This is a genomic window from Gilliamella sp. wkB308, from assembly GCF_001690185.1.
Lineage (GTDB): Bacteria > Pseudomonadota > Gammaproteobacteria > Enterobacterales > Orbaceae > Gilliamella > Gilliamella apicola_I.
On record NZ_LZGN01000012.1, the window covers coordinates 23,213 to 35,893 of the forward strand.

General features: G+C 32.6%; 8 protein-coding genes. 4 read left to right on the plus strand and 4 right to left on the minus strand.

All coding sequences use genetic code 11. The features are described from left to right. Nucleotides 1–26: 26 nt before the first annotated feature. The 4 genes from A9G10_RS01810 to A9G10_RS01825 all read right to left on the minus strand — a co-directional run bounded on the left by A9G10_RS01810 (nt 27) and on the right by A9G10_RS01825 (nt 5,962). On the minus strand, nt 27–1,607 hold the full coding sequence (locus A9G10_RS01810; protein WP_179855796.1) for a phosphoethanolamine transferase: 1,581 nt from the start codon (nt 1,605–1,607) through the stop codon (nt 27–29). Nucleotides 1,608–1,922: 315 nt separating this feature from the next. Further along, complete coding sequence (locus A9G10_RS01815) at nt 1,923–3,311, minus strand: MATE family efflux transporter (RefSeq protein ID WP_065557994.1); 1,389 nt, start codon at nt 3,309–3,311, stop codon at nt 1,923–1,925. Between the two features lie 9 nt (nt 3,312–3,320). Beyond that, on the minus strand, nt 3,321–4,637 hold the full coding sequence (gene rimO / locus A9G10_RS01820) for a 30S ribosomal protein S12 methylthiotransferase RimO (protein WP_442903213.1): 1,317 nt from the start codon (nt 4,635–4,637) through the stop codon (nt 3,321–3,323). 395 nt (nt 4,638–5,032) lie between these two features. Further along, on the minus strand, nt 5,033–5,962 hold the full coding sequence (locus tag A9G10_RS01825; protein WP_065557996.1) for a siderophore ABC transporter substrate-binding protein: 930 nt from the start codon (nt 5,960–5,962) through the stop codon (nt 5,033–5,035). A 170-nt stretch (nt 5,963–6,132) separates the two neighbouring features. Between A9G10_RS01825 and A9G10_RS01830 the strand changes: the two genes are divergently transcribed. The 4 genes from A9G10_RS01830 (at nt 6,133) to A9G10_RS01840 (ending at nt 12,110) form a co-directional block, all read left to right on the plus strand. Then, complete coding sequence (locus A9G10_RS01830) at nt 6,133–8,121, plus strand: TonB-dependent receptor domain-containing protein (RefSeq protein ID WP_065557997.1); 1,989 nt, start codon at nt 6,133–6,135, stop codon at nt 8,119–8,121. Between the two features lie 756 nt (nt 8,122–8,877). Then, nucleotides 8,878–10,446: a hypothetical protein gene (locus tag A9G10_RS01835; RefSeq protein ID WP_065557998.1), complete on the plus strand. Its 1,569-nt coding sequence runs from the start codon at nt 8,878–8,880 to the stop codon at nt 10,444–10,446. A gap of 841 nt (nt 10,447–11,287) precedes the next feature. Beyond that, nucleotides 11,288–11,446 (plus strand): hypothetical protein, encoded by a 159-nt coding sequence (locus tag A9G10_RS12700; RefSeq protein ID WP_179855797.1) that lies wholly within the window; start codon nt 11,288–11,290, stop codon nt 11,444–11,446. 127 nt (nt 11,447–11,573) lie between these two features. Continuing rightward, nucleotides 11,574–12,110 (plus strand): antiterminator Q family protein, encoded by a 537-nt coding sequence (locus tag A9G10_RS01840; protein ID WP_065557999.1) that lies wholly within the window; start codon nt 11,574–11,576, stop codon nt 12,108–12,110. Nucleotides 12,111–12,681: the final 571 nt, after the last annotated feature.

Here is a 12,681-nt window from a genome sequence, read left to right on the forward strand (position 1 = left end):
GGTATCTATTTTAAGATATTATGATTTTATTTGATGAAAAAAGGATTAGGATCTTGTTTCAATTTTTCATAAGGATAAAGTTCATTTTTCCAATCTTTAATTTTAATCTTTGGCTGGTGTGGTATATCTATCAATTTGTTTTGCATATATTCATGTGAAACATCTAAAGTGATACCCATCCATTTACTTAACAAGTAAACAAGCTGATAACCTGAAATTTTTTTCTCAATTTTTTGTTGTGTTGTACTTTTTGAATCAAAGAAAATAAAAGGTACTTCGTAACTATTTTGGTATTCCCAGTTATGCCTTAAATCTTGATATTGATCCAAGTGGGTAAGACCATGATCAGCAAAATAGACAACCGAATAATCTTCATTATGTTTTTTTAGTATCTCTATGGTTGATTTAATCAGATCGTCCGTTTCTTTTATACTGCTGACATAGCAAGAAATATTTTCATTGTATAAATTGAATTGAATATCAAATTGTAATCGACGACAAAAGTTGGAATGAGAACCCATAAGATGCATGACGATCAGTCTTGGCTTATCCTGTTTATCTGACAATATTTTATCTAATTCTGGTAATAGTAAAGTATCATATTTTCCGTGTGATGACTTACCGTTGTATTCCCCTTTCTTTGTATAAAAATTATAGTTTGCATAAGCGGCAATGCGAGGTACGGTAATCTCAATTTTTCCGAGTTTACCTTGATTAGAAAGCCAATAAGTTTCAAATCCTGCATCGTTAGCAATACTGACAATATTATTATTTAATTGAGCATTCACTATTTTATCGTCTGAATAAATGGCTTGGCTGATCAAATGAGGGACAGATGCTTGCGTATTCGAAGCGGGTGCGATTAAACCATCCCATATCACATTTGCATGTTGAGTGGCAAAAGGGGTATTGTCATAACTAAATCCATAAGCGTTCATATAATCTTTACGGACACTTTCACCAATAATAATAAGATAATTCTTGTGGTCGGGATTTACCGATAAAATAGGAATCGTGTTTTGTTGTTCAATTTGATTAAGCTGTGCTTCTTTCTCGATAAAATAAATTTTTCCACTGGTATAAAGCGCTCTGTAAAATTCAAAAAAAGGATATTTCACATTATCCATTATCTCGTCTGACAGAGAATGAGAAGGGGTAGGGATAAATTTAATGTATGCTTTAATTGGTTTATAGCCCAATAAAATCAATGTAAAAATAATGAGGTAATAATGGTGAACAGTAGGAAACGGCAGTTTGATAAAGATAAGAACAAAAGCAATTATTAATAAGAAGGTAATCAAAAATAGATAAGTAGATATTTGCGAACAGAATTCATTTACTTCGTCCATGTCTGTTTCAAACAAGGCACTTATTACTGCTACATTAGGAGGACCATAATAATAAGCAATAGGAAAGTAAAGAGCGGCTATAACAAACGATAGACCAAAAAAAATTCGAAAAATGGTGAATTTACCTAGGATAATTAATGAAAAATAAGTAAGTAATATTCGATCGATTCTTTTCGGATATCCTAATAAATACACGACTAAGACTGCAAGGCTAAGACAAATAAAATGAGAAAACAAAATTTTTTTAGAGAGCTTCACAACATTATTACACTATATTAAATTTATCTACAAGGCACGTGATTATATAGTGAATTATTATTTAATCAATTTATATCGTCATTTAATGTTTGATTCAATTTAAATTGAACTAAATGATTTTTCATCATTTATGTACCTAATAAAATTCGTTTAACAGTCTTAAACGAGGGAATAAAATAGTTACTTGAGTTAACTATGGTTAATTGTATTGAATAGTTGTTACGGAGTAGAGGCTATCTATGATTTAACACTTATCTGTAAATTTGATAAGTGTTAAATATTAAGATGAGAAGTGACTTACTAGCAAATAAATCGTTATTTTGATGCTCGGTTTAATATTGTTGCTTCAGGCTGTTTTTGGATATAGATCATTCTGGCTATTAATAAAATAGCGGCGACTGCCAGCCCTAAAATAATGCCAATCCAGAAACCGGCAGCCCCAATTGGCGCTATAATTAGATCGGTTAAACCCAAGATATAACCAACAGGTAATCCTACTACCCAATAAGAAAGCAACGTAATAAAGAAAATGCTTTGCGTGTCCTTATAACCACGAAGCACATTGCTTGCGACGACTTGTAAATAATCAGAAGCCTGATAGATTGCTAATAAAATAATCAGGTGCATGCATATCGTAATGACAGCCACTTCTTTAGTAAATAACGCAATAATAGGTGTTCGAAATACAACTAAAATTAATGCGACAATAATTGCTATTGCTAACGAAATAGCTAAACTTATGTACGCAGTATGTTTGGCAAGAGATAGCTTTTTTTGACCTAACAAATAACCAACACGAATACTGGTAGCAACGCCAAGTGAAAGCGGAATGGCAAATGTTAAACTGCTAATCGTAAATATGATTTGATGTGCGGCCACCGTAATTTTACCTAATGGGGCAATCAGTAATGCTATGACGGCAAATAAACTCATTTCGAAAAAATAAGCCAATGCCAGTGGTGTACCTAACAGGATAACCTTTTTTATAATTGACCAATCAACAAGTTTTGTGAAAGGCGTTTGACGAATATCACGTTGGCTAGTGGTGGTTAATGTATAAAGGCGAATTAAAAAAAACATTAGCCAAAATATAATTGCTGCGGTAATGCCACATCCAACTCCACCGAAAGCAGGTAAACCTAATTTTCCATAAATTAATACATAATTAATGGGAATGTTGGCAAGTAATGCAATAAAGATGATCACCATGGCTGGTTTGGTATTGGATAACCCTTCACACTGATTTCGGTAAACTAAAAATAATAAGAACGCAGGGACGCCCCACATAATGGCACGTAAAAAAGAAACGGCAACTTCAACCATTTCAGGATCAATAGGATGTTCAACTGAACTTCTTAAACTAATCAGTTTATCTGAATGGTATAAAATGAACATCATTATCACTGATAAGAACAAGGCAATAACGACGCCTTGTCGAGTGTGATCAGCAACTTGATGACGTTTAGCCGCCCCATTTAAATTGGAGATAATCGGTGTTAAGACGCTAAGTAAACCCTGTCCAAATAATATGGTTGGTAACCAAATTGAGACAGCAATGGCAACCCCTGATAATGCTGTGTTGCTGTAGTTACCAGCCATAATGGTATCGACGAAGGTAATCGCTGTTTGCGATATTTGCGCTATCAGTACGGGTACCGAAAGGGCAATAAGATTTTTGATTTCGTTTCGATAATGTTGTTTCATTGGATATATTTACTGTTTAACAGTTCCCCATAAATCATATTCATCGGAATGTTCAACTTCAACTTGAACAATATCACCAACGTGAACATATTTTTCTTCATTTAAATAAACAACGCCATCAATTTCAGGTGCATCGGCCATACTGCGTCCGATAGCGCCTTCTTCATCCACTTCATCAATAATAACTGACAAGGTTTTGCCAATTTTATTTTGTAATTTTTCGGTTGAAATTGTCTGTTGTAATTGCATAAAACGATGAAAACGCTCTTGCTTAATTTCTTCCGGAATTTGATTCGCGAGCTGATTGGCTGCTGCACCTTTAATCGGACTATAAGGAAAACATCCCACACGATCAAGCTTGGCTTTACTTAAAAAATCGAGTAATAATTCGAAATCTTGGTCTGTTTCTCCCGGATAACCGACAATAAACGTTGAACGTAAAGTGATGTCCGGACAGATTTCTCGCCATTTATGAATTCGTTCAAGTGTTCTATCAATGGTGCCTGGTCTTTTCATTGATTTTAAAACCGAAGGACTGGCATGTTGAAGTGGTACATCTAGATACGGTAAGATTTTTCCATCCGCCATTAACGGGATCAAATTATCCACACTTGGATAAGGATACATGTAATGGAGCCTTACCCAAATGCCTAACGTTGCTAATTGTTCGCATAACGTTTGGATATCCGTTTTTAATGGCATACCATTCCAAAAGTTGGTACGATTTTTTATATCGATACCATATGCTGAAGTATCTTGAGCAATAACGAGTAATTCTTTAACGCCACTATCAGCTAATCGCTTTGCTTCATCAAGTACATTACCAATTGGTCGGCTAACCATTTCGCCACGAAGTGACGGAATGATGCAAAATGTACAGTTGTGGTTACAACCTTCTGATATTTTCAAATAGGCATAATGCTTAGGCGTTAATTTCACACCTTGCTGTGGTACTAAACTGGTAAACGGATTGTATGCGGGTTTAGGGGCATATTTATTGACATGAGTAAGTACTGCCTCGTAGCTGTGGGGGCCAGATATTTCAAGTACTTTAGGATGTACATTGCGTATTTGATCTTCTTTTGCACCTAAACAGCCTGTCACAATGACCTTGCCATTTTCATTTAAAGCTTCGCCAATGGCTTCTAACGATTCTTGTACGGCACTATCAATAAAGCCGCAAGTATTGACGATAACTAAATCTGCATTTTCGTAGCTTGGTACCACTTGATAACCTTGCGTTCGTAATTCAGTTAAAATTCGCTCTGAGTCAACCAAATTTTTGGGACAACCAAGGCTCACAAATCCAATAGTAGGGGATGACATATTCATAATATTTATAATAATGCTTAATATTTAAAGAGGTATTAAATTGATAATAAATAAATTTTATCTATTAATTAGTTGTTGTTAATTTAAAATGTCGGCATTTTAACACATTTAAACATTGTAAATATACTGGTTTTCACATTCTTAATTAACAGAAAATGGGTTTTAAGTGGTAGCGTCAGGCAAGTGTATAAAGTGGGCTTTTAACCCGTTAAATAGCCTATATTTGATTGAAATCATGCGAGCATAACTTAATAGATAAATATTATTTTCTCAAATTTAGTGACTTAGAGTATTTGTGGGCATGTCGATATAATATGATAAATTCGTTGAATGCTAACTCATACAGCCTTTGAATTGATTGGGCTGTATGAATTAATTTAAACAAAATGTTAATCATTTAAAGCATTGAGCACTTCAGACACTTGACGGTCTAAACTTTCTGCCCCACCTCCAGATAAGTACCAAAGATCAGGTGTCAAATATACAACAGTGGTTTTACTTTTATTGAGCACTTTTGTATCAAAATAGTTCGCTTTCATAGCTTGTTGACCAATAGCATGGCTTCGGTCAATGACAAAAATAATATCTGGCTTAACGGCTTTAATATATTTATCGTCAACAAAAGTAGGTGCTGGTCGTTCTCCATTTGTAGCTGGCTGGTTAGCTAAAAGTGGTACCGCTCTTTTGACTTTTAATACATCATGGATAAGCACAGCACTTGAACTATTATTAATAAGAATTATTTTTCCATTGTTGTGAATAGCGACAATGGCCTTTTTAGGGCTTGCTGAGGTAATTATTTGAGCTTGGTTGATTTTGTTATTGAGCGAAGCAATGAGTTGAGCTGCTGTGTTTTCGGTTCCGGTAATGCTCGCTAACAAATTGATATGATTTTTTGTTGATTCAAAATAATGTTTGCTATCAACACTCAAATTAAGCACTGGGGCAATTTTTGACAATTCATCTTTTTTATTTGCTTGACGTCCATCAATAATAATGAGATCAGGATTAGTCTGTTTAATTGCATCTATATTAGGTTCTTTCATATTACCCGTATCAACCACATCATTCCTTTTAAATTGATTCAAATAGGATGGGATGACCGATTGTGGGGTTGCCGTCACTATTGAGCCTTTACCTAAAGCATCTAACGTATCTAATGCTCCATAATTCATGACAACAATTTTTTTCGGAGATTTAGGTACGATGACGGTTTCACTATTGTTTGTGACAGTCATTGTCGACGGTGATTGACAACCGGTTAACCCCAAAACTATTAATGCAATGCTACTTAGTAGCAATTTTTTCTTTCTGTTCATATACACCCTTTATATTAAATGTAAATAATAATTATTATCATTTAAAGCGAGTTGCTTGTCCAGCGAAAAATAATTTAATAAAAGATATTGATAATTATTATCATCTAATGTAGTGTTCATACTCATGGGTAATATATAAAATATCATTATAAATAATGGGGTTATAACAAATGAACGTTAAGCTAAAATTTAAACTGACAAATTATGTCATTAATTCAGGTTTTTTATTATTATCAAGTACAGCACTAGCCGCAGTGAATAGTTCAGATTCTGATACAATGGTTGTTACCGCTTCGGGTTTTGCACAGCAAATCAAAGAAGCTCCGGCAACCATTTCTGTTATTACCTCAGAAGAAATTAGTCAAAAATCGTATCGGGATGTCACTGATGCGTTAAAAGATATTCCTGGTGTTACCATTACCGGTAGCGGTGATTCAACAGATATTAGTATTCGAGGTATGGATGCTAAATATACGATGATTTTAGTTGATGGAAAGAAGGTCAGCACCCGAGAAACACGACCAAACAGTGACGGTTCTGGATTTGAACAAGGTTGGCTACCGCCATTAACGGCGATAGAACGCATTGAGGTAGTCCGTGGCCCTATGTCATCACTGTATGGTTCTGATGCAATGGGTGGGGTAATAAATGTTATTACCAAAAAAGTGTCAGATAAATGGCATGCAGGTTTACGTTTAGAATCTGTAATTCCTTATCGTTCTGAAGAAAAAAACACTTATACGGGAAGTTTTTCAGCCATGGGGCCGATTATTGATGAAAGAGTCGGCATTCAGCTATATGGTCAATATTCCAAACGAAATGAAGATAAATTTTTAAATGGTCATGCTCAACAAAAACTTCAAAGTCTAAACGGTAAGCTGTCTTTAAATGCAACCGACTCGCAACGATTTGATTTAGATATTGGTCGTTCAATTCAAAAAAGTAAGGCAACAGCGGGTAATACCCGAGCTAAAAATAGAGGCGATTTTCCTCGTGATAATCGCCGTAATACGTACAGTTTAACCCATACTGGGCTATTTGGTGATATTTCGACAACTTCATTTATTGCATACGAAGGCAATAATAATCCGGAAAGACAGATGAAAATTCGAAATACCGACCTTGATACCCGTGTAACCATTCCGCTTAATATGAATATGTTAACAGTAGGGGGAAAATATAATTACCAAGAGTTACACGATAAAGGTAATCAATTAAAGAAAACATTAACTAAAATAGATCGTTGGAATTATGCCCTATTTGCTGAAAATGAACTAAGTTTATTCGAAAATTGGAATTTAACTGTTGGATTACGTTATAACAAAGATGAAAACTATGGAAGTAACTGGAATCCAAGAGTTTATAGCGTATGGAATATTGATGATAATTTCACTCTCAAAGGTGGCTATTCAACGGGTTATGCAACACCACAATTACGGCAAGTCGTTGCTGATTGGGGACAAGTTACAGGGGGGGCTGGAACGGGTAATAAAGGAATGGTGCTGGGAAATCCTAATTTAAAACCTGAAAAATCAGACAATATCGAAATTGGACTGGGCTATACTAATGATTATGGAATAGATGCTTCAGCCACGGCGTTTTATACAAAATATAAAGATAAGATTCAAACTTATTACATTTGTCAGGGACCAGCTGGAAAAGGTAAATGTAAAGTGAATGGGTACCAAGAAAAATTTGATTTTGTTCAAGGCAGAGAAAATGTCGATAAAGCCGATCTTAAAGGCGTTGAATTAACCTTTAAAACGCCATTGTTTAATGAGTTCTTGTTGACGTCAAATTATTCATGGACAAAGACAGAACAAAAAACCGGTATCAATAAAGGACGTGCATTAAACCGTACGCCTAAACAAAAATTTAATATGCAATTGGATTGGTACATCAGTCATAATTGGGACTTATGGGCTAAGATGGCATACTACGGTCAAGAAAACGCCAATAAACGAATGGGTAAACAAAGTAGGTATGTCACGTATCCTGGATATACGTTTTGGGATATGGGAGCAGCGTATCAAATCAACAAGAAAGCAAAAATTTACACGGGTATTTATAACTTGTTTGACAAAGATGTTGACAATGAAGACTTTGGTAAAACCTTGGATGGACGTCGCTATTTTGTTGGAACAGAAATTAATTTCTAGATAACATTTTTCTCATCAATTAATCAGTAGAGGTTTTTTAATTGGTGAGAATGATTATTTTTAGTCAATAGTATGATTAATAATATTTTATCCAATCTTCTTTTTTAATCATACTTTTAATCTTAGGTAAATTCTCATTAAAATATTTGAATTCATTTTGAGCAAATTACATATTGCTTACTTATCCATTACGTTACATTTACAGTTGTTTTAATAAATTGTAACTTACTTAACCTATAATTTTGATAGGAAAAATTTATTGAAGAAAATGAATTGTATAAAACCTAGATAAAACGTTTAAAAATAAATTAATATTATTCATTATGTTATTTTAAAGTGTTAACTAATGTGATTAACCTGTTTTTATGTTTGCATTATAACAAATATGTCATAAATATCGTGATTTTATGTTGTTTTGATAGTGATTCTAAATTAATCGTATATTGATAGATCGATAAATCCGATCAATAATGTTTCCGAAGATTATCTCTTCCTTCAAATTAATTGGATAAATTTTTCAATTATTAAATCAATTTTATTATCTCCTCATATTGAAAATAATGTAAGGAATATAGCAGTATCTTATTATTTTTGATAGTGATTTTAAATTGATTGGGTGTTGATGGATCGATAAATCCGATCAATAATGTTTAAAAGGATCACCTCTTCATTTAAATTAATTGGATGAATGTGAAGTTATTAAATCAATCTTATGATTTATGATTGATTTGTTATTTTGTTAATGAAGAAAACTATATGAAGCACATTATAAACCCTAATTCACGAAATTTTAGTGAATACAAACCTAACCATTTAGTCATCTCTAATTCGAAAATAGGTTCACACTTAAATTGTTTATTATCTATGCTAAAAAAAAATAGGACTGCAACTAAACTGAGTTATTTAAGTGCAGTTTTAGCTTTCATTTCAGTTAATCCTGCTAATGCAGCACTATCAACAACGACTGTCAATTCGATAAAAGGGGATAAACCTATTTTTTTTGCAACAGAATCGATTGTTAATAAATTAGGTTTTAATTACAACGGTACTGATTACAATGAAATATCCGGTAATATCAATAGTAATACCACCAAATATTTTGATCATACGACTAACTTAAATGATTTTGTCATAAAAAGTTATTTTGTTCCTAGAGCAACTATTGATGATAATAAGGGTGATTATTTTGATACTAATAATGATGCTTTTGATCCTAAGCAACCCATAAGCAACACATTAAATTACGTTTGGAAGGATAGTAATAATGTTAAAATCGATCCTGCTGATTTTAATAATATTGCTTGTAGCCATAACAAATATAAAATGCCGTTAAAATTAGAAATCACCGCGACTGATATTAAAGTTCATACTCAATTTGGCGATCCTAATGAAAGTGATCCTGTCAATTTTATTGAAACTCAAACAATGGGTGCTCAGCCTATAACAAAAACTTATCAAATAGCTATCGCTAATACCTGCTTTGCAAAACCTTATAGTCTTATCTCAGATCCACTTACTCAATGGCGTTCAGTCAAAAATGACAAATCTGAGAATGATGAAAAGTGGAATCTCACCGGAATTGGTATAAATAATATTCCTAAAAATAAACCTAATTTTGCAGTAGGTGGGGGAGTAACTGAGGATTATGTTGTCAATCAAGGGTTTAAAGTGGCGCCTACCTTATCTAAAAAATATTTTCCAACAACTGGTTTTGCCGGTGCGCAATTTCAGTTAGTCATGGGTGGTGTACAAAACGATTATACCTTCACAACAAATAATAGTTCTGTTACTGTTGATAAAGATGGTTTAATTACGCTTAACCAGCCCACTAAAACGGTCACTATAACGGCAACCTTAAAATCTGATGATAAAATTCATTATGATTATACATTCAGTCTTGATTTATGGCTTGAACCAAAATCACAATCTTTCCAAAATCAAAATGATGCAAGGGCTCAATGTACAGGTTCTTCAAAATTGTTAAGCCGAAAAGAATTAAATAATTCATCCGAGTTCACAACTAAAAATTTAGATGGCGCAAAAGGTCGTATTTATAATGTGTTTACGCGCGGAATTGGATACGGTGTCTTTGGCGAGTGGGGGAGATCGCTTAATCAACAATATAATAGTTTGACTGTCACTTATCCAAAATCTAATTGGAAATTTGGTTGGTATTATACTAATGAATCCCACAACACCACTAATGACAAAAATCAAGCAATTTCAGAAGCGATTCTGGTTTCAAGTCACGATGGAATGATTTCGTTTCCTAGTGCTTGGGGTATAGATGAAGCAAAAAGAGCCGTTTGCGGAACTTACTTATAATGGTTATAAGTAACATTTAACCAATACAACAAGGATTGTTATTTAGCTAGTATTAGGGATGAATTTACACTGACTAATACTTCAAAAGTAGCGTTACCTATTAAAATGATTTTATCAAGTCTGATATTAAAATATGATAGGTAACCTATTTATCACTTTACCTTCTTCTTCCAATAAAATGCCTATATTAAATCACAGTTATGATCAAAATGATTTTTTGTTATCTTGCTAGATTTCATCATTAACTGTATTGTTCCAACCTTTTTATAAAAATTTGAATAGTCATAATAAGGTTAAAAAAGCCCCAATATAGGGGCAAAAATGTGGACTACCACTGTCTTTCCAGTCGTCAGGTACTCAATATTGTATCTTTAAATTCGCTATCTAGTACCTTATCAAAACTGCAGTATGTTCGTACGCCCCTGCTAGCTACTTGAATCTTGTTACCCCATTAGTAACTCGTGGTATTGCTAACTTTATGGTAAGTCAATTAGTTTTGATAATGCCCATGATAATATAAGTTATCAATTTAGTCAAGGCTAAAAGTTATTGTTTTTCAGTTTTAGTCAAATATTAAATACCACTATTTTGATTGTAAATTGTACTATATATATTAGAACATTATTTTAGTTGTCGTAATATTTATTAATAATTAATTGATATTAAATTAATTTGTGTTTTTTCGTTGAGGCAATGTGACACCAACTCTAATAAAGACATGTTAGAGTAAAACTTTAAACATTATAGGATTATCATTAATTGTTTATAACAATAGTTATTGATTTTTTCGATAACTATTGTTATTATTGGTTTGTTTAATTTTGAATAGGAAAACTTCACGATGACACCAGAACAGCAATTAGCTTTACTTGATGAACAAATAAAAGTCGCTGAGAAACATGTTGAACAACTCTATGATTATCGCCGACGACTCATAAATCAATATGATCTTAATAAAGGAAAATATCAAAACATTAACGTAACGCGTCCTCTTTTTTAATTCATCCTATCGATATTGTTACTAAAAAATAAGTACTTCAACATATGACAATAAGTTAATAGCCACAGATTAATAGAGAGTTAAACACTATAAATTGGAATTATATGGAAAAGTTATGAGGTAAGTAATGACAGCACCGTATCTGAATATTCAAGAAAATAATAAACCAAAACAATGGCTAAATAAAGTGAGTTTAAATGCTGATTATGATATCACTCAAGTATTAACCCGTTGGGGTAATTGGGCTCGAAAAGAAGCCTATCAACAACGCAAAGTATTTAGTCTATATCAATCCCAAAAAAAGGAACATAAGCAGGTCTGTTTAGATAAAGACGGGTTAATAATAGATGGCATTATTTCGACGATGAAAAACAGTAAAATTGCGAAAATAAAAGAAGAAGCAAAAGTCTTAATTAAATTCTATTATGGAGACGAAATGATTGTAGATGATCATGTTTATATCGAACCAAGCAAAACACAAATATCATCGACATTAATTATCAAACCTAAAAATTTACGTGAAATAGCGCAGGATTTAGCCTGCAGTGAAGGCAATATCCGAAAAATAAAAAGTAGTGGTGAAAGTTACATTATTGGTGCATTATCGATGCAAACGATGTTAACCGGTACTGAACTGGAGTTATTGCAACATTTAGTTTTTTAAAAAATGGAATAGTTAATCTTGACAACGTACGCTAATGCATGTATAATTAACTCAAAATCAAGAATTGTTACTAAAGCCCGCTAAGCGGGCTTTTTTATTCTTCTTATCATTATCATAATTATTTAGTCAATAGAGTTAATAAATAAAATTTTTCAAAACAATAACTCAATTTATTAGCGCTAACGTTTTTCATATTTCTATCTATATTCGTGCTAAATAGATATTCATTTTATGTTAATACGATTAATCATATTTTTAATAATTTCATCCTAATTTTATTAATATGATTATTTAACATCGGATAAATAATGAGAATTTTTGAATTTTGAATATTTATTCCTATCAGCGTTATTACTAAAACTTATTTTATTAAGCTTAATGAATAATATCAGAATGAAATATCAGCTTAAGGGGTTGACAACGTACGCTAATGTATGTATAATTAACTCAAAATCAAGAATTGTTACTTAAGCCCGCTAAGCGGGCTTTTTTATTGCCTTTAATTTGCAATATATTATTTAACATTCTGTTTATTCATATAAAATAATTAAATCAAAATAAATTAAATAAA

Bases quoted from the DNA above. Each gene is read 5' to 3' on its own strand.
- A9G10_RS12700 (WP_179855797.1), top strand. From the start codon at position 11,288: ATGACACCAGAACAGCAATTAGCTTTACTTGATGAACAAATAAAAGTC.
- A9G10_RS01835 (WP_065557998.1), top strand. From the start codon at position 8,878: ATGAAGCACATTATAAACCCTAATTCACGAAATTTTAGTGAATACAAA.
- A9G10_RS01830 (WP_065557997.1), top strand. From the start codon at position 6,133: ATGAACGTTAAGCTAAAATTTAAACTGACAAATTATGTCATTAATTCA.
- A9G10_RS01825 (WP_065557996.1), bottom strand. From the start codon at position 5,962: ATGAACAGAAAGAAAAAATTGCTACTAAGTAGCATTGCATTAATAGTT.
- A9G10_RS01840 (WP_065557999.1), top strand. From the start codon at position 11,574: ATGACAGCACCGTATCTGAATATTCAAGAAAATAATAAACCAAAACAA.
- A9G10_RS01815 (WP_065557994.1), bottom strand. From the start codon at position 3,311: ATGAAACAACATTATCGAAACGAAATCAAAAATCTTATTGCCCTTTCG.
- rimO (WP_442903213.1), bottom strand. From the start codon at position 4,637: ATGTCATCCCCTACTATTGGATTTGTGAGCCTTGGTTGTCCCAAAAAT.